Annotated in this window: 24 protein-coding genes; 17 read left to right on the forward strand and 7 right to left on the reverse strand. The window is 72.1% G+C overall.

The window, feature by feature from the left end; all coding sequences use genetic code 11:
• Nucleotides 1-1,058 precede the first annotated feature (1,058 nt).
• On the forward strand, nt 1,059-1,505 hold the full coding sequence (locus tag AB0F71_RS34050) for a DUF5994 family protein (protein ID WP_360242996.1): 447 nt from the start codon (nt 1,059-1,061) through the stop codon (nt 1,503-1,505).
• Between the two features lie 79 nt (nt 1,506-1,584).
• Here the strand turns inward: AB0F71_RS34050 and AB0F71_RS34055 are convergent, their stop codons facing one another.
• The gene (locus tag AB0F71_RS34055; RefSeq protein ID WP_360242999.1) at nt 1,585-1,971 is read right to left on the reverse strand and encodes a VOC family protein; all 387 of its coding nucleotides are present in this window, start codon (nt 1,969-1,971) and stop codon (nt 1,585-1,587) included.
• 113 nt (nt 1,972-2,084) lie between these two features.
• Here AB0F71_RS34055 and AB0F71_RS34060 point away from each other — a divergent pair, with 113 nt between their 5' ends.
• The gene (locus tag AB0F71_RS34060) at nt 2,085-3,005 is read left to right on the forward strand and encodes a LysR family transcriptional regulator (RefSeq protein WP_360243002.1); all 921 of its coding nucleotides are present in this window, start codon (nt 2,085-2,087) and stop codon (nt 3,003-3,005) included.
• A 33-nt stretch (nt 3,006-3,038) separates the two neighbouring features.
• Here AB0F71_RS34060 and AB0F71_RS34065 read toward each other — a convergent pair whose 3' ends face one another.
• Nucleotides 3,039-3,875, reverse strand: a complete 837-nt coding sequence (locus AB0F71_RS34065; RefSeq protein WP_360243005.1) for a helix-turn-helix domain-containing protein — start codon at nt 3,873-3,875, stop codon at nt 3,039-3,041.
• A 101-nt stretch (nt 3,876-3,976) separates the two neighbouring features.
• Between AB0F71_RS34065 and AB0F71_RS34070 the strand changes: the two genes are divergently transcribed.
• Complete coding sequence (locus tag AB0F71_RS34070; protein ID WP_360243008.1) at nt 3,977-4,960, forward strand: aldo/keto reductase; 984 nt, start codon at nt 3,977-3,979, stop codon at nt 4,958-4,960.
• Between the two features lie 6 nt (nt 4,961-4,966).
• Here the strand turns inward: AB0F71_RS34070 and AB0F71_RS34075 are convergent, their stop codons facing one another.
• The 3 genes from AB0F71_RS34075 to AB0F71_RS34085 form a co-directional block, all read right to left on the reverse strand.
• Entirely contained in the window at nt 4,967-5,884 is a 918-nt protein-coding gene (locus AB0F71_RS34075; protein ID WP_360243011.1) for a hypothetical protein, read from the reverse strand.
• Between the two features lie 351 nt (nt 5,885-6,235).
• Nucleotides 6,236-7,615 carry a metallophosphoesterase gene (locus tag AB0F71_RS34080; RefSeq protein WP_360243014.1) on the reverse strand — a complete coding sequence of 460 codons (1,380 nt, stop codon included), beginning with the start codon at nt 7,613-7,615 and terminating at the stop codon, nt 6,236-6,238.
• Between the two features lie 171 nt (nt 7,616-7,786).
• Complete coding sequence (locus tag AB0F71_RS34085) at nt 7,787-8,944, reverse strand: LacI family DNA-binding transcriptional regulator (protein WP_360243017.1); 1,158 nt, start codon at nt 8,942-8,944, stop codon at nt 7,787-7,789.
• A 358-nt stretch (nt 8,945-9,302) separates the two neighbouring features.
• On the opposite strand from AB0F71_RS34085, the gene hisC reads away from it, so the two are divergent.
• From hisC to AB0F71_RS34115, 6 genes are all read left to right on the forward strand, one after another.
• Nucleotides 9,303-10,388, forward strand: a complete 1,086-nt coding sequence (gene hisC / locus AB0F71_RS34090; protein ID WP_360243020.1) for a histidinol-phosphate transaminase — start codon at nt 9,303-9,305, stop codon at nt 10,386-10,388.
• Nucleotides 10,389-10,793: 405 nt separating this feature from the next.
• On the forward strand, nt 10,794-12,185 hold the full coding sequence (locus AB0F71_RS34095) for a biotin/lipoyl-binding protein (protein ID WP_360243023.1): 1,392 nt from the start codon (nt 10,794-10,796) through the stop codon (nt 12,183-12,185).
• A 2-nt stretch (nt 12,186-12,187) separates the two neighbouring features.
• Complete coding sequence (locus tag AB0F71_RS34100; RefSeq protein ID WP_360243026.1) at nt 12,188-12,991, forward strand: ABC transporter ATP-binding protein; 804 nt, start codon at nt 12,188-12,190, stop codon at nt 12,989-12,991.
• Nucleotides 12,988-14,199, forward strand: coding sequence for an ABC transporter permease (locus tag AB0F71_RS34105; protein ID WP_360243029.1), 1,212 nt, complete (start codon nt 12,988-12,990; stop codon nt 14,197-14,199). The genes AB0F71_RS34100 and AB0F71_RS34105 overlap by 4 nt, the downstream gene beginning before the upstream one ends.
• A gap of 13 nt (nt 14,200-14,212) precedes the next feature.
• Nucleotides 14,213-14,881 (forward strand): hypothetical protein, encoded by a 669-nt coding sequence (locus AB0F71_RS34110; RefSeq protein ID WP_360243032.1) that lies wholly within the window; start codon nt 14,213-14,215, stop codon nt 14,879-14,881.
• Nucleotides 14,882-15,094: 213 nt separating this feature from the next.
• A complete protein-coding gene (locus AB0F71_RS34115) occupies nt 15,095-15,517 on the forward strand; it encodes a hypothetical protein (RefSeq protein ID WP_360243035.1) in 423 nt (140 codons plus the stop codon).
• Nucleotides 15,518-15,597: 80 nt separating this feature from the next.
• On the opposite strand, the gene AB0F71_RS34120 is transcribed toward AB0F71_RS34115, so the two are convergent.
• Nucleotides 15,598-15,972, reverse strand: coding sequence for an SMI1/KNR4 family protein (locus tag AB0F71_RS34120; protein ID WP_360243038.1), 375 nt, complete (start codon nt 15,970-15,972; stop codon nt 15,598-15,600).
• Nucleotides 15,973-16,212: 240 nt separating this feature from the next.
• Here AB0F71_RS34120 and AB0F71_RS34125 point away from each other — a divergent pair, with 240 nt between their 5' ends.
• The 8 genes from AB0F71_RS34125 (at nt 16,213) to AB0F71_RS34160 (ending at nt 21,892) form a co-directional block, all read left to right on the forward strand.
• Complete coding sequence (locus tag AB0F71_RS34125) at nt 16,213-16,404, forward strand: hypothetical protein (protein WP_360243041.1); 192 nt, start codon at nt 16,213-16,215, stop codon at nt 16,402-16,404.
• A complete protein-coding gene (locus tag AB0F71_RS34130) occupies nt 16,388-16,918 on the forward strand; it encodes a DUF6879 family protein (protein ID WP_360243044.1) in 531 nt (176 codons plus the stop codon). The genes AB0F71_RS34125 and AB0F71_RS34130 overlap by 17 nt, the downstream gene beginning before the upstream one ends.
• Nucleotides 16,915-17,742: a helix-turn-helix transcriptional regulator gene (locus AB0F71_RS34135; protein WP_360243047.1), complete on the forward strand. Its 828-nt coding sequence runs from the start codon at nt 16,915-16,917 to the stop codon at nt 17,740-17,742. Before AB0F71_RS34130 ends, AB0F71_RS34135 begins: the two co-directional genes overlap by 4 nt.
• Before the next feature lie 176 nt (nt 17,743-17,918).
• Nucleotides 17,919-18,257 (forward strand): hypothetical protein, encoded by a 339-nt coding sequence (locus tag AB0F71_RS34140; protein ID WP_360243050.1) that lies wholly within the window; start codon nt 17,919-17,921, stop codon nt 18,255-18,257.
• A 1-nt stretch (nt 18,258) separates the two neighbouring features.
• The gene (tgmB, locus tag AB0F71_RS34145; RefSeq protein WP_360243053.1) at nt 18,259-19,233 is read left to right on the forward strand and encodes an ATP-grasp ribosomal peptide maturase; all 975 of its coding nucleotides are present in this window, start codon (nt 18,259-18,261) and stop codon (nt 19,231-19,233) included.
• Nucleotides 19,230-20,240, forward strand: a complete 1,011-nt coding sequence (locus AB0F71_RS34150; protein WP_360243056.1) for a methyltransferase domain-containing protein — start codon at nt 19,230-19,232, stop codon at nt 20,238-20,240. The genes tgmB and AB0F71_RS34150 overlap by 4 nt, the downstream gene beginning before the upstream one ends.
• A gap of 164 nt (nt 20,241-20,404) precedes the next feature.
• Nucleotides 20,405-20,851: a DUF3995 domain-containing protein gene (locus AB0F71_RS34155; RefSeq protein ID WP_360243059.1), complete on the forward strand. Its 447-nt coding sequence runs from the start codon at nt 20,405-20,407 to the stop codon at nt 20,849-20,851.
• A gap of 300 nt (nt 20,852-21,151) precedes the next feature.
• The gene (locus AB0F71_RS34160; RefSeq protein WP_360243062.1) at nt 21,152-21,892 is read left to right on the forward strand and encodes a helix-turn-helix domain-containing protein; all 741 of its coding nucleotides are present in this window, start codon (nt 21,152-21,154) and stop codon (nt 21,890-21,892) included.
• A 21-nt stretch (nt 21,893-21,913) separates the two neighbouring features.
• On the opposite strand, the gene AB0F71_RS34165 is transcribed toward AB0F71_RS34160, so the two are convergent.
• Nucleotides 21,914-22,495 carry an LUD domain-containing protein gene (locus tag AB0F71_RS34165; protein ID WP_360243065.1) on the reverse strand — a complete coding sequence of 194 codons (582 nt, stop codon included), beginning with the start codon at nt 22,493-22,495 and terminating at the stop codon, nt 21,914-21,916.
• Nucleotides 22,496-22,563 lie beyond the last annotated feature (68 nt).

Below are 22,563 nucleotides of genomic sequence, written 5' to 3' on the forward strand. Positions count from 1 at the left end.
TGGTTCGCCGGGCGCTCCGGGTGCTCCCGGCCCCAACGGGGCTCCGGGGGCTCCGGGTGCCAATGGCTCGCCCGGTGCCAATGGTGCTCCGGGTGCGCCTGGCCCCAATGGTTCGCCGGGCGCTCCCGGTCCCAATGGCGCTCCGGGTGTACCTGGCGTCCCCGGTGCACCTGGTCCCAACGGTTCGCCGGGCGCTCCGGGCGCTCCCGGTCCCAACGGTGCACCTGGTCCCAACGGTTCGCCGGGTGCTCCGGGTGCTCCCGGTCCCAACGGCGCGCCTGGTGCTCCCGGCCCCAACGGCTTGCCGGGTGCCAACGGTTCGCCGGGTGCCAACGGCTTGCCCGGTGCCAATGGTTCGCCGGGTGCCAATGGTTCGCCGGGCGCCAATGGTTCGCCCGGGCCTGCTGGGCCTGCTGGGCCTGCTGGGCCTGCTGGGCCTGCTGGGCCTGCTGGGCCGCCTCAGCATCCAGGCGGGCACGGCGGTCAGGAGCACGGTGGCCATGAGCACGGTGATCACGGCCATGACCAGGGTAATCACGGCAACGGCCAGGGCGGTCACGAGCAGGGTGGACCGGCCGGACACCCGAAGGGTGCGGGGCAAGAACTCGCCGCCACTGGCTCCGGCTCATCGATTGGCATCGCGGTTGGCTCGGCGGCCGCCGTCGCCTTGGGAGGCTCGGTCCTCATCCTCGTGAGGCGTAGCGGACGGGCCGCAGCCCGTCGCCGGCACTAGCCGTTCCGAGAAGCCGACCATTCCGGTCGGGCAACCAGGGCCGCCGGCCACCGGCGGACTGACCTCGGTCATGGCTGTGGCTCGGGAGTCTTGAACCGACTCCCGAGCCACAGCCGTTCTCGGCGCCGCCCGGAGGACTCGGCTGTCGGACCTGCTCTCCGGCCGTCGAACTGATCCGTCCCTGGCTGAACCAGTCCTGGCGGCCCGGGGGAGGTTGCGGCGGAGTACCGTGGGAGACAACCAAGGACATTCCGCACACCGGCATCAGCGCCGACGTCGCCCTGGGTCGTGACGGGTCCCTCGTGGACCGGACGGGCGGCTTCGCATGATGCCGATCGCTTTCCCCACCTCTTCTTCTCCCGGGCCGTGGTCGGTGCCCGGCATTCCGCTGCTGCCACGGCTGGAACTCGAGCCGACGATGTCGCGGGAGGGCGTTTTCGACGGGGCTTGGTGGCCCCGCTCGAACCACGTGCTCGCCGAACTGCCGGACCTGATCACCGCACTCGGCGCCCACTTCGGGCGCATCGTTCGGGTCGGCCTCGACACCACGGCCTGGGACGGCGTGCCCCGGTCCATCGAGGCGAACGGCGTGACGATCAAGATCAACTGGTTCACCGGCAGCGACGCGACGATCAGCGTCACTCGGGGTCTCCAGGACCACTTCCTGCTGCTGGTGGTGCCGCCCGGCACCGCCCCCGCGACGGCGGCCTCCGCGATGGCCGGCGCCTCGGCGACCGGGAACCACACCCCGGCCGCGGAACTCCTGCACTGAACCGGAGAGGTTGTCGCAGAAGGTTCCACGGGTGCCGACCCGGTCCTCCCCCGAGGGGCCGGGGCGGCACCCTGGTCTTTCAGCTGGTGGCGTCCTGCGGGTACCAGCGGAGTTCGACGGTGTTGCCGTCCGGGTCCTGGACGTAGAGGGAGGTGGCGGTGCCGCGGGCGCCGTAGCGGGGGCCGGGGCCGTCGAGGACGGTGAAGACGCCGGAGTCGACGACCTCCTGCCAGTCGAGGGGTTCGACGGTGAGGCAGATGTGGTCGACGTTGGACTCGTGGCGGGGGCGGTGGAAGAGGTCGATGATCGTCGCGCCGTTGACCCGGACGGAGGGGAAGGAGACCTTGCCGGCCCGCCATTCGTCGACCCGGACGGGCTCCAGACCGAGCAGGCCGGTGTAGAAGGCGAGCGACCGCTCGATGTCGGCGACGTTGAGGACCAGGTGGTCGAGGGCGACGACGCGCATGGTGATCGGCTCCGGTGGTGTGGGTTCTCGTTCGGTGACGGGTTCAACGATCCTCCGGCCGGGGGTGATCATCAATGGCGGATCACCGTACGATCGTTGAGTCGGACTAAACGATGCTGGGTGCGGAGGGGCGGGGCGGCATGCTGGAGCGGCTGGAGACCGAGGTCTTCCTCGCCCTCGCGGAGGAACTGCACTTCGGCCGGACCGGCGAGCTGCTGGGCCTGACCACCGGGCGGGTCAGCCAGGTGGTGCGGAAGCTGGAACGGCGGATCGGCGCGCCGCTGTTCGAGCGGACCAGCCGATCCGTCCGGCTCACCCCGGTCGGGCGGCAACTGGCCGCGGACCTCGGGCCGGTGGTGGCCGCGATGGAGGAGGCGGTGCGCCGGGCGGTGGACGCCGGGCGCGGGGTGACGGGCGAGCTGCGGGTGGCGTTCCTCGGGGAGTCGACGGCGCCGGTGCTGCTCAGGGCGGTCGCGCTGTTCGGCGAGCGGCACCCGGACTGCTGGGTCGACGTCCGGGAGGTGCAGCTCTCCAACTCCCGTTCCAGCCTGGAGGACGGCTCGATCGACATCCTGGTCGCCTCCTACCCCTTCGACGGCATGTCGCTCGGGCCCGTCCTGCTCAGGGAGCAGCGCGTCCTGGCGGTGTCGGCCGGGCACCCGCTGGCCGCCGAGGCCTCGGTGTCGCTGGAGGTCCTCGGGGACCACCCGGTGGTGCAGTACCCGGCGGTCACCTCGGTCGGCTTCAAGCGCGACCGCACCCCCGACCGCACCCCGTCCGGCCGCCCCGTCCCCAAGGGCCCGTCCGGCAGCACCTTCTCCGAGATGCTCAGCCTGGTCGCGATGGGCCGCGGCGTCCTGCCGGTCGGCCAGTACTGCCGCCAGTACTACCCGCGCCCCGACCTCGCCTACGTCCCGATCCACGACGCCCCGCCGATCGAGCGCGGACCGGTCTGGCTGCCGGCCAACACCACCGAACGCGTCCGTGAGTTCATCCGGGCGACGGCCGAGGTGGCCGCCGCGGCCGGGAGTTAGGGCGCCAGGCGTCAGGAGGCAGGGCGCCCGGCGTCAGGAGATCGCGCGGAGCCGGGCCGGGGCTGGCTGGGTCAGTTGCTGGAGGTGGGCGGCGGTCCCGGGGTCGGCGGGGTGGAGGACGAGGAGCTGCTGGGCGTCGGCGGGGAGTTCCAGGATCTCGCGGTGGAGGCGAAGTTCGGGGCCGGCCGGGTGCTGGAGGCGGAGCGGGCCGCGGCGGGGGACGAGCTGGTTGCCGAGGCGGCGGGTGAACTCGGGGCCGGCGACGGGGGCGAGTTCGGTGCTGAGCCACTCGGAGTTCTCGACGGTGGGGCCGAGCCAGAGGTCGAAGGCCTGCTCGTCGGCGACGTCGTCCCAGTCGGGGAAGAGGGTGCGGGCGCGGGGGTCGGTGAAGACGTAGCGGGTGAGGTTGGGGGCGGGGTGGTCGAGGAGGCCGGCGGCGCCGAGGACGGCGGCGTAGCCGGGGGTGTGGGCGAGGATGTCGCCGAGGCGGTTGGTCACGGCGGCGATGCCCGGTTCGAGGAGGCGGAGGGTCTCGCGGACGGTGGGGCGGACCTCGCGGCTGGGCGGCGCGGGGCGGACGTGGCCGCGGCAGGCGCCGCCCGTGATCTTGGCGAGGTAGCGCAGGTGGGTGCGTTCGGCCGGGTCGAGGCTGAGGGCGTCGGCGAGGGTGTTGACGACGGCGGTGGAGGGGTTGCGGTCCCGGCCCTGTTCGAGTCGGGTCAGGTACTCGACGCTGATGCCCGCGCGGAGGGCGAGGTCGGAGCGGCGCAGTCCGGGTGAGCGGCGGCGGCCGTGGTCGGGCAGACCGAAGGTCTCCGGTTGGATGCTGTCGCGCTTGGCGCGGATGAAGTCCCCCAGTGGTGTGCCCATATGACGAGCCTACGGGCGAGCGAGGTGCGGAGGGTGGCCCTGCGGGGGCCAGCCTGGGCACGGCCTGGCTGGGTCCGTGGGGCGGGCGGATGGTGGTGGGCATGGAGAACGACAGCATGGAGTACCGGAGGCTCGGCGGCACCGAGCTGGTGGTCAGCCGGATCGCGCTCGGCTGCATGGGCTTCGGCGGCAGCGGCCGCGGCCACAACCCCTGGGCGCTGGACGAGGACGCGGCGGCGCCGGTCTTCCGGCGGGCCGTGGAGCTCGGCATCACCCTCTGGGACACCGCCAACGTGTACGGCGGCGGCGCCTCGGAGGAGCTGGTCGGCCGTGCGGTGCGGCGCTACACCCGGCGCGAGGACGTCGTCCTGGCGACCAAGGCGGGGCTGCCGATGCACGACGGACCGGGCGGTTCGGGGCTGTCCCGGCGGGCGATCCTGGAGCAGGTCGACGGTTCGCTCGCCCGGCTGGGCACCGACCACCTGGACCTGTTCCAGCTGCACCGCTTCGATCCGGCGACCCCGGTGGAGGAGACGGTGGCGGCGCTGGCCGAGGTGGTGGCGGCGGGGAAGGTCCGGTACGTGGGCGCCTCCTCGATGTGGGCGTGGCGGTTCGCGAAGCTCCAGCACGCGGCGGCCCGGGCGGGCGGCCCGGCCTTCGTGTCGATGCAGCACCAGTACAGCCTGGTGCAGCGGGAGGAGGAGCGGGAGATGTTCCCGCTGCTCGCCGACCAGGGGGTGGGCAGCCTGGTGTGGTGCCCGCTGGCCTCGGGGCGGCTGGCCCGACCGTACGGGCTGGCGACGGCCCGTTCGGCGGGGGACGCGGTGGCCGGGCGGTTCTTCGGGGACGTGGACCGGCCGATCGTGGACGCGGTGGAGTCGGTGGCCGCCGCGCGCGGGGTGCCGATGGCGCGGGTCGCGCTGGCCTGGGTGCTGGGCAATCCGCTGGTCACCGCCCCGGTCGTGGGCGCGACCCGGCCGGGGCACCTGGACGACGCGGTGGCCGCGCTGGGCGTGCGGCTCGACGCGGCCGAACGCGCGGCGCTGGAGGGCTCGTACACGCCGCGGCTGCCGACCGGCTTCTGAGCGTGGTCAGCCGACCTCGTCCGGCCCGGTGAAGTCCGGCGGGGTGTAGCCCGGGCCGGTGAAGTCGGGAGGGGTGAAGGCGGCCGGGCGGGGGCTCCGGCCCTGGGGGCCGGTGGTGCCGTCGGGGCCGGGGCTGGTGAAGGCCGGCGGGCTGTAGCCAGGGCTGGTGAAGTCGGGGCGGGTGGGTTCCCGGCCGGTCGAGTCGGGGCCGGTGGAGTCCGGGCCGGTGAAATCGGGGCTGGTGAAGTCCGGGCTGGTGTAGCCGGGGGCCGGGCGGCCCGCGACGGCGGGCAGGTGGTCGTGGAGGTAGGGCAGCAGGCCGCGTTCGCGCAGGGCGGTGCGCCACTCCGCGCGGGCGGCGCCGAGTTCGGCGGCCAGCTCGGGGTCGGTGCCGGCCGGGACGGCGGCGGCGCCGTCCCGCAAGGCGGTGAGCAGCAGGCCTATGATGCCGACGGCCATGGCGGCGACCCCGGCGGCGAGCGCGACCCAGCCGGCGGTGACCATCGCGCGGGCGAGCGCGAGGCCGGAGTCGGTGGCGCGCATCAGGTAGCCGACGAGCAGCAGGACGAGTGCGGCGGCCCAGGCGAGGATCGGGGTGAGCACGGTGAGCACGGGGAACAGCCCGGCGCCGCCGTCGCCGGAGCGCAGCTGGCTGAGCAGGCCGGGGGCGTACGGTTCGACGTCGGCCGGCGGCGGGGGCGTGGCGCGCAGGGTCTCGCGCAGCGCGGTGTAGTGGGCGTACTCGGTGGCGGCGGCGGTGTTGATGGCGTCGGCGTCGCGCAGGGCGAGGACGCGGAGCTGGTCGGTGCCGAGTGCGCCGGGGGCGCGCAGGGCGGTGAGGACGGTGCGGTCGCGCAGGGCTTCGGCGAGGAGGCGCTCGTACTCCGGGCGGTCCTCGGCTAGCAGCGGCGGGGGGTTGGACATGGGGACCCCGTTCATGCGGACCCCCGGCCCGGTGGCGAGGACGCGGGACCGCATCGAGGACGCGGGACACCCTCAGGGCGCCGGGGCGGGCGCGGAGGCGGGCCGCCGGACGGGCGGCCGGGTGTGGTGTGCCTCATGGTAGGGGCGGGTGTGCCCGTGCTGACAGTCGGTTTCCGGAATTTCGCGCCCCGGCCTGCGCGCGCGTGGGGGCGCGAGCGCCGGGAACAACTGTTCCAGTGGGGCAGACGATTGTCAGGTCGTCAGGTCGTCAGGTCGTCAGGTCGTCAGGTCGCCAGGTCCTCAGGCCATCAGAGCGTCACGTCGTCAGAGTCGTCAGGGTCGTCAGGGTCGTCAGATCGGCAGCCGTGCGACCAGCAGCCGGCCCTCCATGGTGACCCCGCCGTCCATCGCCACCGCCAGGTCGTCCGCGTACACGTACGGCCCCGGGATGTGCGGCGGCTGCCCGTCGTCCGCGTGCACGGCGCCGGTGAGGTACGGGATCGGGCTGTGCCCGTGCACGACCCGGGTGCCGCCGAAGGTGTCCAGCAGCTCGTGGACGGCCGTCGGCCCGGCGTCGCCGCGGAAGGCGAAGCGCTTGGTGAAGCGGCGGAAGCAGTCCCACCACTCGTCCACGCCGCCGTCGGCGAGCAGGCTGTGCACCGCGTCGTTGACGTCCGGGATGGACTCGCCGTACTCCAGGTACGCCGTGGTGTCGGAGTGCAGCAGCAGGTGGCCGTCCTCCAGGCCCATGGCGGGCAGCCGGGAGAGCCAGCTGATGTGGTGGGCCTCTAGCCGGTCCAGGTCGGTCTGCTGGCCGCCGTTGAGCCGCCAGGCGGCGAGGAAGGAGGCGGTGCCGGCGGTGGACTGGACGGGCTCGTCGCCGTACTTGGCGGCGCCGAGGAAGAGCAGTTCGTGATTGCCCATCAGGGCGCGGCAGTAGCCGCCGGCCGCGGCGGCCTCCGCGGCGAGCTGCATGACCAGGTCGATGACGCCGATGCCGTCCGGGCCGCGGTCGGTGAAGTCGCCGAGGAACCAGATCCGGGCGCGGCCGGCGGACCAGTGGCCGCCGTCGTCGATCAGGCCCTGGTGGTGGAGTTCGGCGCGCAGCTCCTCGAGGTAGCCGTGCACGTCGCCGACGACGTAGACCGGGCCGGGGGGCTCGCCGGGGCCGGGGGCCGGGTACGGGTAGGTCGGCGCGGCGGGGTCGGGCAGCGGCGGGCCGAGCTCGATGGTCGGCGGGTCGTCGCGGTCGGTGAGCTGGTCGGCGAACTGGTCGCCGAGTTGGTCGCCGAGCTGGTCCGTGAGCTGGAGGGCCGGGGAGGGCTGGTCGGGCAGGGTGGGCTCGTAGCCGCCGTGGTCCTGCGGCTCGTAACCGCCGTGGTCCTGGGGCTCGTAGCCGGTCCGGTCCTGCTGTTCGTAGCCGCCTTCGTAGCCGACCTGGCCGTGGTGCCGGCCCTGGTCGTGGTGCTGCTCCTGGCTGTGGTGCTGCTCCTGGCCGGGCCCCTGGGCGTGCACGGTGTGGCCGTGCCCCTGGCCGTCGTGCCAGTGCTGTTCCAGGTAGCGGGCCCCGCCGTAGCCGCTGTAGGTCTCCGCTTCGTACGGGGTGCCCTGGTAGCCCGGGGCGGGTTCGGGTTCGTAGTAGGTGCCGTACGGCAGCACGTCGAGGTCCGGCTGGTGGCGGGGGCCTGAGTGGGGGTGCTCAGGTCCGGGGAAGCGGTCCTCGGGTGTCATTCGCCCATCATAGGAAGACCACTCTCCCGCCGTCGTCACCTGGTGGGTATCCAATCCTCCGGAGCGTCAGCCGGGCGGTCCCGCAGGGTCCGTTTTGCCCCGGCTCGGTAGGGTCTCGTGGGTTTTTCGTGGGCGTACCGGCGGTTGTTCGTCGCCCTCCCGCCCACTGCGCTACACCTCGCCCGGGGGGCGCGGCGGGCTGACGGTGGTGCGCGGACTCCGGCGCTGGGAGGAGGCGCGGACGATCAGCTCGGTCGGCATCAGGGTGCCGGGGGGCGGGCCGTTTCCGGCGGTGCGGAAGCGCGGCGGGAAGAGCCGGGCGATGTCCACGCCCGTCCCGGAGTCGACCCCTTCGATGGCGTCGATGAGGAGGTTGACCACGGTGGTGCCGATCTTGCGCGGCTTGAGCGACAGGGTGGTGATCGGCGGTTCGGTGGCCGCGTAGACGTCGCTCTCGCTGCAGGTGACCAGCAGCAGGTCGTCCGGCACCCGCAGGCCGTACCGGCGGGCGGCGGCCAGCAGGTCGGTGCCGTTGGGGTCGAACAGGCCGTACACCGCGTCCGGGCGGTCCGGGCGGGCGAGCAGCCGGTCGGCGGCGACGGCGCCGGCGGCCGGGTCGTGCGCGGGGTAGGCCTCGTACACCGGCTCCTGGCCGACCTTGGCGCACCAGCCGAGGTAGGCCTCGGTGGAGAGCCGGGTGTAGGTGTCGGTGCTGGTGCCGGTGAGCAGGCCGATCCGGCGGGCGCCGGCCTCGGAGAGGTGGTCGAGGATGCCGAGCACGGCGGCCTCGTGGTCGTTGTCGACCCAGGCGGTGACCGGGCAGTTGCCCGGCTTGCCGTCGCTGACCACCGGCACGCCGGACCGGTACAGCTCGCTGACCAGCGGGTCCTGGTCGGGCGGGTCGATCACCACGGTGCCGTCCAGGGCGATGTTGCCCCAGACGTCGTGGCGGGAGGAGGCGGGCAGCACGACCAGCGCGTAGCCGCGGCCGAGGGCGGCGCTGGTGGCGGCCCGGGCCATCTCGGCGAAGTAGGCGAACTCGGTGAAGGTGAAGGGTTCTTCGCCGTACGTCGTGACGGTCAGCCCGATCAGGCCGGACCGTCCGGTGCGCAGGGTGCGGGCTGCGGCCGAGGGGCGGTAGCCGAGGCGCTCGGCGACCTCGCGCACCCGGCTGCGGGTCTCGTCGGGCAGGCGGCCCTTTCCGTTCAGCGCATCGGAGACGGTGGTGATCGACACTCCGGCGGCTGCTGCCACATCCCGGATGCCGGCCCGCTCCAGACGCCGTGAGGTGGTGGGACGCCGACCGCTCTGGTTGGCTGCTGCTGTCATGGCGGACCGATCGTATGGCTCCTGACAAGGGTCTGTGACCGGCGCATCGGGAGCCTTTGGAGATACGTTTCTCCATGAGTGAGCCGGGGTGCGCCCCTTCGATCCCCTCCCGAATCCAGCCGTCTTACCTCTGACATGTGCCAAAGGAACCGGGCAGAATGGCTGATCTGCGCCTGTAACCCGTCCGGGCATCTCACTCCTACGGGTGAGGGCGGTCGGTATCGTGCAAGGCACCCGACCGGGGCTGGTCCGGGCGCGCTCCGGGATTCCCGGGGGCGCGGCCAGGTTCCGCGGTACGGCGGCGATCCCGACCGTGCGAGGGCGGGCGGACCGGCAGAGAAGACGAAGGAGTACGACCGTGAGCAGTGGTACCTCAGCGCCGGGCCCGCGCCTGCGCCCGAGCCTGGACGGCATCCCCACCTACAAGCCCGGCAAGCCGGCCGGCGCCGACGCCTACAAGCTGTCCTCGAACGAGAACCCGAACAACCCGCTGCCCGGCGTCCTGGAGGCGGCGGTCGCGGCGGCCGGCTCCTTCAACCGCTACCCGGACATGGGCGTCAGCGAGCTGACCGCCGTCCTCGCCGAGCGCTTCGGCGTGCCCGCCGAGCACATCGCCCTCGGCACCGGCTCGGTCGGCGTCGCCCAGTCGCTGGTGCTCGCCACGGCCGGCCCGGGCGACGAGGTGATCTTCGCCTGGCGCTCCTTCGAGGCCTACCCGATCATCACCCAGATCGCCGGCGCCACGCCCGTCCCGGTCCCGCTCAAGGACAACGGCGACCACGACCTGGACGCGATGCTCGCCGCCGTCACCCCGGCCACCCGGCTGGTCTTCGTCTGCAACCCCAACAACCCCACCGGCAACGTGATCCACCGCGCCGAGCTGGAGCGCTTCCTGGACGCCGTCCCCGGTGACGTCCTGGTCGTCGTCGACGAGGCGTACATCGAGTTCATCCGCGACGCCGAGGTGCCCAACGGCATCGACCTCTACCGCGACCGCCCCAACGTCTGCGTGCTGCGCACCTTCTCCAAGGCGTACGGCCTGGCGGGCCTGCGGGTCGGCTTCGCGATCGCCCACGAGCCGGTCGCCAACGCGCTGCGCAAGACCGCCGTCCCGTTCGGCGTCAGCCAGCTCGCCCAGGACGCCGCCGTCGCCTCGCTGCGCGCCGAGGAGGCGCTGCTGGAGCGGGTCGAGGCGCTGGTCGCCGAGCGCACCCGGGTCGTCGCCGGGCTGCGCGCCCAGGGCTGGGACGTCCCGGACTCGCAGGCCAACTTCGTCTGGCTCGGACTCGGCGAGCGCTCGCAGGACTTCGCGGCGGCCTGCGCCGCGGCCGGGGTGATCGTCCGGCCGTTCCCGGAGGGCGTGCGGATCTCGATCGGCGAGACCGAGGGCAACTCGATCTTCCTGACGGTGGCGGAGGCCTTCCGCAAGGAGATCGACGGCTGAGGTCGGGGCGGGTCGGGTCGGGACCCGGCCGAGGTCGGGCTGCGGTTCTTCCGGTTCGCTTCCGGTCCTCGTCCGGTCCTCGTCCGGTCCTCTGCCGGTCCGCTTCCGGCCCGCTTCCGGTCCGCGGGGGCGCGCTCCGGTCGGGGTGCGCCCCCGCGGCGTCCGTGGGGGGAGTCCCGGGGCGAGGCGGGTGCGGTGCCGGCCTGAGGGCTGTCTGAGGAAGCCCTCCCGGATGGCCGGGGATTGCTGGGAGGGCGCTGGGAGTTCGGCCAACGATCGCCCACGCCCCCGCCAAGCCGCCCGCGCGGGCCGGGGGATATGGCAGATATGTCCGGATCCGGCCGGTCAGTCTTCTCCCAGCCGCCGCCCAGGGCAGCGCAAGAGCGCCCGGCGAAGCTGTCCGCCATGAAGGTGCTCCCACGGCGGCGCGGTGCCGTCCTCGTCAACTCCGCGCTCGGCGTGGCCCTGCTGGGCGGTGTGGCCCTGGTGTACGCCACGCTCGACGGCAGCGGCGGCACGGCCGCCGCCAAGCCGGTCGCCCGTACCGCGACCGTCACCAAGGGAACGGTCCTGGCCACGGTGTCCGGAACCGGCACCCTGGCCTCCCCGACCGACGCCGCCCAGGACTTCGCCACCGGCGGCCGGCTCACCGCCGTCAAGGTCGCGGTCGGCGACGCCGTCAAGAAGGGCCAGGTGCTGGCGACGGTCGACACCACGGCGGCCCAGCAGCAGGTGGACGCCGCCCAGGCCGCGCTCACCACGGCGAACGCCAACCTCACCAAGGCCCAGGCAGGCGTCACCACGACGACCACCGAGCCGCTGCCCGGGGCCACACCCCCGGCGAGCGGCGGCAGCGGTTCCGGTGGGGGCCGCGGGGCGGGCGGGAGCAGTACGCCCGCCCCGCAGACCACCACCATCACCACCACCAAGGTCGACGACGCGGCCGTCGCCCAGGCCCAGCAGCAGGTCGCCACCGCGCAGACCACACTCACCAACGCCCAGGCGGCGCTGGCCGGGACGACGCTCACCGCCTCGGTGGACGGCACGGTCGCCTCGATCGCGGCGAAGGTCGGGGACACGGTGGGCGCCACGGCCTCCGGCTCGTCCTCCTCCTCCACCGCCAAGTCCACCGGCAGCAGCGCGAGTTCGGGATCGCCCAGCGGCTTCATCGTGCTGACCAACCCGACCGGGATGCAGGTCACCGCCAACTTCTCCGAGCTGGACTCGCTCAAGTTGAAGAAGGGCGAGGCCGCCACCGTCACGCTGAACGCCCAGTCCGACACCAAGCTCAACGCGACCGTCCTGTCGGTCAGTTCGCTGCCGTCGAGCTCCTCCTCCGGGGGCGCGGCCGGTGGCTCCGCCGTCCAGTACGCGGCCACCCTGCAGCTCAACGGGGACACCAGCACGCTGCGCACCGGTCTCAGCGCGACCGTCCAGGTGATCACCGGCGAGGCGGACAACGCGCTCTCGCTGCCGACCTCGGCGCTGTCCGGCACCGGCAGCTCGCGGACCGCCACGGTGGTGCACGAGGGCGGGGCCACCGAGCGGGTCGACGTCGGCGTGGGCGTCGAGGGGGACAGCACCGTGCAGGTGGTCTCCGGGCTCAAGGAGGGCGACAAGGTCCAACTCCCCACCACCAGCGGCAACAACGGCTTCCCGAACGGCTCCTTCCCGGGCCTGGGCGGCGGCGGTGGCGGCGGTGGCCGGGGCGGCAACGGCGGCGCGGTCGGCATCCCGGGCGGCACCGGCGGCGGTGCCGGCGGTGCGGGTGGCGCCGGCCGCGGCGGTAAGGGCTGAGCATGCAGCACGTCATCGACAGGCGCGTCCCCGCGAAACCCGTGCCGGTGATCCGGATCAGCCGGCTCACCAAGTCGTACGGGCACGGCGACGCCACCGTGCACGCCCTGCGCGGCCCGTCCCGGCCCGGGACGGACGAACCGGCCGGCGTCGACCTGGACATCGAACAGGGCGACTACGTCGCCGTGATGGGCAGTTCGGGCTCCGGCAAGTCCACCCTGATGAACATCCTCGGCTGCCTCGACATCCCCACCTCCGGCCGCTACCTGCTGGACGGCACCGATGTCGGCCACCTCGACGAGCAGCAGCTCGCACTGGTCCGCAACCGCAAGATCGGCTTCGTCTTCCAGTCCTTCAACCTGGTGCCGCGCACCACCGCCCTCGCCCAGGTCGAGCTGCCGCTCGCCTACGCGGGCGTCCGGGCGGCGGAGCGCCGCCGGCGGGCGATGGCCGCGCTGTCCCTGGTCGGCCTCGGCGAGCGGGCCGGGCACAAGCCCAACCAGCTCTCCGGCGGCCAGCAGCAGCGCGTCGCGGTGGCCCGGGCCCTGGTCACGGCGCCCGCGATGCTGCTCGCCGACGAACCGACCGGCAACCTGGACAGCCGCTCCACGGAGGAGGTGCTGGGCCTGATCGACGGGCTCAACGCCACCGGCCGTACGGTCGTGCTGATCACCCACGAGGACGAGGTCGCCCAGCACGCCAAGCGGGTGCTGCGCCTGGTCGACGGGCAGATCGTCAGCGACGTCCGGCAGGCGCCGGTCGACGGGCCCCCGCCCGCGCTGCGCCGGACGGGAGTACCGGCGTGATCCTCTGGCAAACGCTCCGCTTCGCGGTCGGCGGCCTGGCCGCCAACAAGGTGCGCTCCGCGCTCACCATGCTCGGGGTGCTGATCGGCGTCGCCTCGGTGATCCTGCTGCTGGCGGTCGGCAACGGCTCCTCCCAGGCGGTGAAGGACTCGATCACCTCGCTCGGCACCAACTCCCTGACAGTCAGCGCCGGTTCGGCGGCCGGCGGGTCGCGGGCCACCTCCTCGGTGAAGAAGCTGACGGTCGCCGACGCCAAGGCGCTGGCGAGCGACACGGACTCGTCGGCGATCAAGTCCGTCGCTCCGGTGGTCACGACGAGCGCGACGGCGCTGTACGGGAACATCTCGTACAGCCCGGGCTCGGTCGTCGGCACGTACCCCGCGTACTTCGAGACCTCCAACCAGAAGGTCGCGCACGGCGACTACTTCACCGCCGACGACGTGCTCGGCTCGCGCAAGGTCGCGGTGCTCGGCGCCACGACGGCCAAGCAACTGTTCGACACCGAGGACCCGGTCGGGAAGAAGATCGTGCTCGGCGGGACCCCGTTCACGGTGGTGGGCGTGCTGGCCGCCAAGGGCGGCAGCGGGTTCACCGACCCGGACGACGTGGTGATCGCTCCGCTGCCGACCGTGCAGAACGCCTTCACCGGGTTCGGGGCGGTCAACCAGATCCTGGTGCAGGCGTCGTCCGCCGACACCACGACGGCGGCGCAGTCGGAGATCACCCGGGTGCTGCTCGGGACGCACGCGATCACCGACCCGACCAAGGCCGACTTCCGGATCACCAACCAGGCGTCGCTGCTCACCGCGCGGGAGAGCACGACCAAGACCTTCACCGTGCTGCTCGGCGCGGTGGCGGCGATCTCGCTGCTGGTCGGCGGGATCGGCATCACCAACATCATGCTGGTGACGGTGACCGAGCGGACCAGGGAGATCGGCATCCGCAAGGCGCTCGGCGCCCCTCGGGCCGTCATCCTCGGGCAGTTCCTGACCGAATCGACGCTGCTGTCGGTGATCGGGGCCGGGTTGGGCGTGGCGGCGGGGATCGTCGGCTCGCACTTCAGCATCGTCGGCATCAAGCCGGTGGTCATCCCCGAGTCCGTGCTGGGCGCCTTCGGCATCGCCGTCGCCATCGGACTGTTCTTCGGCAGCTACCCCGCCAACCGGGCCGCCTCGCTGCGGCCGATCGACGCCCTCCGGCACGAGTAGGAGCACTTCTTCGATGGAGCACGACGAACAGGTCGCCCTGCTGGCCACCCCGCCGGACGCGCGGGACGTCTCCGCGGAGCTGGCGGCGCCGCCGAGGCGGAAGCTGCCGTGGCTGTCGCTCGTCCTCGCGGGCGGCGTGATCGCCACGGGGGCGTTCGCGGGCGGGGTCTGGTACCAGCAGGGGCAGGGCGGTTCCAGCGGCGCCAAGCCCTCGGCGCGGGCCGCTTCGGCGGCCGGCCCGGCGGCGGGCTCGGCGGCGGGCGGTTACGGGCAGGGCGGTTACGGGCAGGGCGGCGGGCGCCGGGGCGGGCAGGGGCAGGGCCAGGGTCAGGGTCAGGGCGGTCAGGGCGGTGGTCAGGGCGGCTTCGCGCGCGGCACCGTCAAGGCCGTCGACGGCTCGACGGTGTACCTGACCGACGCCAACGGCAACACGATCAAGGTGACGACGGGGGACTCGACCAAGGTCCAGCTCAACAAGCAGGGCAAGGTCGCCGACCTCCAGCCCGGCCAGAACGTGACCGTGGTCGGGACGCCCGACTCCAGCGGCGGGTACAACGCCACCCAGCTCGTCGAAGGCGCCGCTACCGGCGGCTTCGGCGGCGGTGGAGGTGGTGGCGGTGGTGGCGGCTTCGGTGGAGGCGGCTTCGGTGGAGGCGCGCCCAAGAGCCCGTCCGGCGGCTGACCCGGAACCGTCGGACGACCGCTTCGCCCCGCTGGACCCATCCAGCGGGGCGAAGCCCTGCCGGGGCCCTGACCCGCAGGAGCAGCACCCACGAGGCCCTCGCCCTGGGGCCTGGGGTGGGTCTGGCCCCACCCCAGGTGTGGGGCCAGACCCGTGTTACGTCTTCCGCCGTCTCCGTAGATTCGTTCTCACCACGACACGGAGGACAGAACAATGGCGACCACGGCGACCGCGAACCTCGGCAACTCCGGTACCGACGAGGCCTTTTCGACCGCGAGGAAGTGCCTCGCGCTCTTCGGTGCGATCGGTGTGATCACCCTCGCGACCGTCGCCGTGATGGCGTCCACCGGGCACGCGACCACCCCGTTCATGTGGATCCGCGGCATCATCTTCCCCGCCCTCGCCCCAGTGCTCCTGCGGATCACCGCCCGCGCCGCCGGCGGCGACTACAAGGCCTTCGACCGGATCCGGACCATCTCCACCGTGATGCCGCTCGCCGTCCTCGGCGTCGACCTCATCCCCGGGATCTGCCCGGCCTGGTACGCCGTCCTCCAGGGCCTCTCCGCCCTGGCGGTCCTCCCCATCGCCTTCCTCACCCGCACCAAGGCCATGGCCACCGCCTTCCCCAAGCCGTGACCCTCGGCCGTGGCACCCCGCTGGCCACACGGCGCAGGAAGTCGGCCCGGCCGACTTCCTGCGCCGCGCTGCTGCCGGCGCTACTGGTACCAGTCGTCGCCGCCCCGGGCGAGGGAGCGGCCCAGGTAGTCCCTCAAGCCCCCCGCCACCCACCGGCGGCTGTCGGTCTCGTGCTCCCACACGAAGACGTCCGGCCGCTGCGGCGTCCGCACGAAGGCGAACCGGTCCCCGCCCCCGTTGTCCCCGAAGAACAGCAGGGCGTCGAAGGGCATGTACAACTCGGCGAATGACCGGTTCGACCGGAACAGCAGATTCTGCTCGACGATCCGCTCGACGGGCCACACGGTGTCCACCGAGGTGTGCCCGACGATCCCGTCGCTCTCCAGCAACAACTCCCTCAGCTCACCGGGCAACCCGAATCCGAGCCGCCGCTCCGCGTCATCGAGCGCCACCACCTGCGCGGGCTCCCGGAACCCCACCTCGGAAAAGGCTCCAAGAGCCGCTTCTCTCCACATGGCCCGAACCCTACCCAGCCCTCGCCGGGGCCCGAACGAAGGCGATCTGCGCAGGCTGTCGAACTCTCGGGTGGCTGTTCGAAGTCGGACCGGTTTCCAGTACCGGAAACACTTGCCTCTTGCCTCCACCCGGTTCGGCTCGCGAGCATCGTCGTAAGACCGAGCGAGCGAGGAGACATCGTGAAGCTGACACGTCTTGTGGGCTCTTGCGACGAGGGCGAATGCCCGACGCTCTACCTGACGGACCGGGGGACCCTCGCCGTCCAGGGCGAACACGTGACCGAGCACGGCCTGCGGCTTCCGGCTCACGAGAAACTGGTCGAGATTCCCGTCGAACTGATTCGGAAGGCCATTCGTGACAACCTCATCTAGGACCCTCGGAGAATGGTTCTCGGAGTTCGGGCGAGAGGCGTTCCGGCTGGAGACCCTGGACGACTACAGCCAGTCCGGCGGAGTGGATGCCTATCATGCCTTCCTCGCCGGCGAGGAGCAGCCGGAGGACTTCAAGACCTCCGGGTGGGTCACGACCGTCGGCGACGCCGTCCGGGCCGGCAAGCGCATGTACCGGGTGCACATCCTGTCGCGTCCGCTCACGGACTACCTCCGGTTCGAGCTGGGCTGGGGGTACCGGCGGAACATGGCGGCCGGTGAGGAGTTCTTCATCCTCGACACCACGGACCAGGCCAACCCCCTTCCCGAGGCGCCGGACTTCTGGCTCTTCGACGACGCGACCGCCGCCGAGATGAGCTACGACGACAACGGGAAGTACCTCGGCTCCGAGTTCCACACCGACAGCAGCCGGATCGCCGAGTTCAAGGCCTACCGTGACCGCGCAATGGCGAACGCCGTCCCCTTCGCGGACTGGTGGGCCGAGCACGGCGAGTGAACAGAACACAGCTCGGGACAGCGCTGCGGGAACTTCGGCAGGCTTCTGGGAAGGAAGCCAAGGCCGTGGCCCGTGGCGCTGTCATGTCTCCGAGCAAGTTGAGCAAGATCGAGACCGGCAAGGTGTCGCCGACCGTCATTGATGTGGAGCGCATCCTGACGGCCATAGGCGTCTCCGACGAGGTCAAGGCCGAGTACATGGCGGCCGCGAGGGCCGAGGCCACGGAAGCGACGGCGTGGCGCCTGATCCGCCGCCTGGGGTACCACCGCAAGCAGCAACAGATCAAAGCCCTGGATGACTCCACGGACATGCTTCGCGTCTTCCAGTCGTCACTGGTACCCGGACTGCTCCAGACCCCTGAATACATTCGGGCCGTGTTCACGAGAACGGGCATCGGTGGCGAGCAGCTCGATCGAACGGTCGCGGCGAGGATCGCAAGGCAGCAATCGCTCTACGAGACGACCAAGACGTTCCGATTCGTCATCACGGAGTCGGTCCTTCGGTGGCGCCTCGTGTCGGACGCAATGATGGCGGGGCAGCTCGACCGAATCCTCTCGGTTTCCCGGCTGCCTCATGTCGACGTTCGGGTCGTGCCGTTGGCGGCACGACAGTCCGACGTGCCGTCGCACCCCTTCGTCATACGCGACGATCGCACGGTGACGGTCGAAACCATCCACGCCGAGATTTCCGTCACCGATCCGCGTGACGTTGAGATCTACATCCGCAAGTTCGAAGGATTCGCCGGAGTGGCCCTCGCCTCCGATGATATGCGTCGTGCCGTCGAGATCATCCGAGATGACTTCTTGCGGTGCCAGGAACCCTAGCCGCAGTAATTTCTTCGATTTGACTTTTGAGGGAACAGGAAATCCTGCCCGGAAAATCCTCTGCTGGTCCTACCGTGGTGGCTCGCCGGGCGGAACGATGCCGCCAGGGAGAGCCGCACGATGAGGAACGCGTTGCGTGCGGCCCGCGATTCGAGTGCGACAACGCGGAGGTACACATGTCCACCACCGTTCTGACCCGGTCGAAGGGCGTTCCGGCCTTCGACCGGGTGGAGTCCCGGTTGCCCATGGGCGTGGCCGGGGCGACGCCCATGCCCGAACTGGACGGCGAGCACGGCCCGGAGAGCCCGCTCGCCTTCCGCTTCCTCGTCCCGGTCACCGGGGCCGGCGGAATCCTGCCCGCCGACATCGGATACGACGACGAGACGCAGACCTGCACCTACGAGGGGCTGCCGCCCGGCGTCTACATGACCAGCACCCCGCCGAAGACGTTCGGCCCCACGCAGCCCACCGGGCAGATGGACGCGCCCGACGACCCGGGAAGCAGCAACGACTGAGATGGCGACCGCCGATGCCGTCCTCGTGCTCACGGGGGCGTTCGATCCCACCGCCGACCTCGTGATCGAGGAGCTCAACCGGCGCGGGACCCCCGTCTTCCGGGCGGACACGGCGTGGTTTCCGTCGAGGCTGGCCCTGGCGGCCAGCCTCGACGGGGCGGCCGGCTGGGGTGGGACGTTGGCCACGGAACGACGCGTCCTCGACCTGTCGGCCGTACGGTCGGTGTACTACCGCCGCCCGACCGCACCGGAGTTCCCGGAGTCCATGTCCGCCGAGGCCCGCAGCGTGGCTTCCGCCGAAGCGCGGCGCGGGTTCGGCGGGTTGCTGTCCGCGCTGCCGTGCCGCTGGCTGCCGCCACCAGGGCGCGCGGCCGACGCCGAGTACAAGCCGTTCCAGCTCAGGGTGGCAGCCGAATCAGGGCTGCGGGTTCCACGGACGCTGATCACCAACAGCAGGGAAGCGGCAAGGGGGTTCGCGGCTGCTGTCGGAACTCCGGTGATCTACAAGCCCTTCACGCCGATCCGCGGGACACTCGACGGGCGGTCGGTGGCTGTCTACGCGAGCGTGCTGGCGGCAGACGACATCGGCGACCCGTCGATCGCCACTACGGCGCACCTGTTCCAGGAGTGGGTGCCGAAGGCCTACGAGGTGCGGCTCACCGCCGTCGGCCGACAGCTCTTCGCCGCCGAGATCCATGCGAACTCGGCCTCGTCAAAAGTCGATTGGCGTAGCGACTATGACAATCTGACCTATCGCATCTGCGAACCGCCGGCAGCCGTGGCGCAGGGGATTCGCCGAATGCTCGACCAACTCGCGCTCCCCTACGGGGCATTCGATTTCGTCGTGTCGCCCTCGGGCGAGTGGACATTCCTCGAAGTGAACCCCAACGGGCAGTACGGGTTCATCGAACAGGCGACCGGCCTTCGGATCACGGCTGCCATCTGTGACTACCTGGAAGGGGGCGAGCCGGCATGACGACCGTCCTCTACTCCGATGCGCAACTCCTGCGGGCGCGTGTCGCCCTGGCTTCGGAGATCGACAGCCGGAGCACGGCACTGCCGTCGCGGGTGATCGAGGCGTTCCTCAATGTGGCCCGGCATCCATTCGTTCCGGTGTTCTACCGCGACGACAGCTCGGGTGTTCACCAGCCGTGGCGCTCTGCCGGCCCGGATGACGAGGAGTGGCTGAGCAAGGTGTACGCGGATCAGGTCCTGGTGACCGAGGTCGACGGCGTGCACGCGGAGCAGGCCGGCCCGGACGGGCAGCGTGGGGTGCCGACGTCCTCGTCCACGTTGCCGAGCCTGATGGCGGACATGCTCGACGCATTGGACGTTCGACCCGGCGACAGGGTGTTGGAGGTCGGGACGGGCACGGGCTACAACGCCGCGCTGCTCTGTCATCTCGCGGGCGCGGCCCGGGTGACGACGGTCGACCGCACCGAGCAGCTGGTGGCCACCGCCCGGGCGCGGCTGGGTGCGGTCGGCTTCGAGCCGGCCGTCCTGCTGACCGACGGCGTGGACGGATATCCGGCTGGAGCGCCGTACGACCGGATCATCGCCACCTGCGGTATCAGCCGGCTTCCCCAGGCGTGGCTGGACCAGTGCGCGCCGGGCGGCCTGATCGTCGCCCCGATCAGGGGCGCGGTGGCCCGGATGACCAAGCTGTCGGACGGGCGCGCGGTCGGGCGGTTCCTGCACCGCCCGGCCGCCTTCATGCCGCTGCGGTTCGGGGACGGGCCGGAGCAGAAGGGGGAGAAGACCGCGGGGATCGGCCTTGACGACCCCGGGTTCTCCTTCTGGGCGGGACTCCATCTCGGTGGACCCCGGGACCTCCGGGAGACCGTCGAGGCGGCTCACCGCAGGTGGCTCGGCCAGAACCGTCCCCGCCGTGAGTGGTTCACCATCGAGGTCGGGCCGGGCGGCCAGAGCCAGGTCGTGAGCTATCCGGCCCCGGACGGCACGGAGTTCCGCTGGCCGCTCTGAGGGCGGAGGGTGAGCCCTCGCACCGGGCGAGGGGCAGGGGTGGACACGGGGGATCTCGGTCTCCTGACGGACGACCGGGGGTGCGGCCGCCTCCCCTGGCAGGGGGAGGGGGCCGGGCCGTGGGGACGATGTGTCGGCCGCCCGCGTGCCGGGACCGTGGAGGCATGAAGACGACCGTCCTCCGCCCCGCCGCTTACGCCGCCGCCGTCTGGGCCGCCGCGTTCTCCCTCGTCCACCTCTACTGGCTGTTCGGCGGTCGGATCGGCCTGCCGTCCGGGCTGTCGGTCACCGGGAACACCCCGCTGCTGATCATCGACATCCTCGCGATCCCGGGGTGTGCCGTCGCGGCGGTGGTCGCGCTGGCGATCGTCCGGCCGTGGGGTGGGCGGCTGTCGGCCCGACTGCTCGGGGTCGTGCTGTGGGGCATCACGGCCGTGCTGCTGGTGCACTCGCTGCCGTCCGTGCCGGACTGGCTGGCGCTCGCCACCGGCTCCCGGACGACGGCCGACTTCGACGCGATGGGCCGGTTCGCGACGCTGCTCTACGAGCCCTTCTTCCTGGCCGGCGGGCTGCTGTTCGGCCTCGCCACCCTCGGCCGTCGCCGAGGCTGAGGGGGCACGCGCAGCTGGTGATCACTCATGGGGCCACGTCGGCTGGGTCCGCCGGCCGGGTGCCTGCGCCATAGGACCAGTCTTGGCCCCTTGGTTTCTGACGTAGGAAAAGCTACGTTGCGTTCATCCCTCTGCTCGCGGTCTCGCGGCAGGAGAATCCTATTTTCGCAGCTAGATTGCCGAGGATCATTGCCATAGACCTGCCGGGGATGCAACGAGCTGGGCCGCCTTTCGTTGCAATGGAATGACGGTGGACGCTATCTTGAGCGCAGAGACCACCGATCCCCGAAGGAGGCCGCGATGCCGGGCGGCAGGCTGACCCAGCAGGAACGCCAGCAGATCGCGCTGGGCCTGGCCGACGGCCTCGCGTACGCGGAGATCGCCAGGCGGCTCGACCGGCCGACCTCGACCGTCACCCGCGAGGTGATGCGCAACGGCGGCCCCGCCACCTACCGCGCCGACCTGGCCCACCGCGCCACCGGGCACCGCGCCCAGCGCCGGCGGCAGGCGGCGCCCCAGGGGCCGAGCACCACCCCGCAGCCGCACGGCCGTGACGCCGAGGCGGTGCACGCCTACGAGGAGGTGTTCACGGCCGTCCTGATGCAGTCCGGCATGCCCCGGATGACGTCCCGGGTGCTGGCCTGCCTCTACATCACCGACGCGGGTAGCCTCACCGCCGCCGAGCTGGTCGAGCGCCTCCAGGTCAGCCCGGCGACCATCTCCAAGTCGATCGCCTTCCTGGAGAGCCAGGGCATGGTGACCCGGGTGCGCGACGAGCGGCGCCGCGAGCGCTACTTCGTGGACGACGACATCTGGTACCGCTCGATGATGGTCAGCGCCCAGGCCACCGCCCAGCTCGTCGACACCGCCCGGGAGGGCGTCGGCATCCTCGGCAGCGGGACCCCGGCGGGCAACCGGCTGGAGAACATCGCCCGCTTCCTGGACTTCGTCTCCGAGTCGATCGCCCGCGCCGCCGAGCAGGGCCGCGAGGTGCTGCACGCGAAGCCGTTGGGCGGGGAGGCGGAGGAGAACGCCGAGTGAGCGGTGGCCCCGGCCCGGGCCTCAGTACCCGATGGCCTCGCGCAGCAGCAGCACGGTGCCCCGGGAGAAGAGGGTCGGCGCGTTGAGGACCAGCAGCTGGTTGACGGCGCTCGGCTGGCCGTAGGCGGCCCGCGAGCGGGTGTCCTCCAGTGGGAGCACGTGCTCCTCCAACCGCCGCAGGGCGGTCGGCAGGTCGGGGACCACCTTCTGGGCGCCGACGACCCAGATCGCCTCCCCCGCGCCGCCGGCGTTGCCGGGCAGCTGGCTGCCGCTGGCCGAGGCGATCACCAGGGAGCCGGTCTCGGTGAGCGCGGCGACGCTGCCGACGGCGACGTCGGGGGCGGCGAGCAGGTGCCGGATGCCGTCCGCCTCGGTGGTCCGGTCCATCGCCGTCACCCGGGACCTGACGGACCGGCAGCGACTGCCGTCGTTGAGGTCCTCGTCGATGCCGGACAGCCGGAGCGTCTCGCTGGCCGCAGTGAGGACGGTGGCATCCGGCCGGATCAGCTCCCGGACCCGGGCCCGGGCCGCGGCGGCGCCGTCCAGGAGCTCGACGGTGAAGCCCCGCGCCGCCAGGGCGGTTTCTAGGGGTCGTTGCAACACGTGGTCGGTTTGCTCAGGCCGCGATGAGTTTATGCAGGCGCTCGGCTGGGGTCTCCCAGCCGAGCGTT

The organism is Kitasatospora sp. NPDC028055, from assembly GCF_040637885.1.
Classification (GTDB): Bacteria; Actinomycetota; Actinomycetes; order Streptomycetales; family Streptomycetaceae; genus Kitasatospora.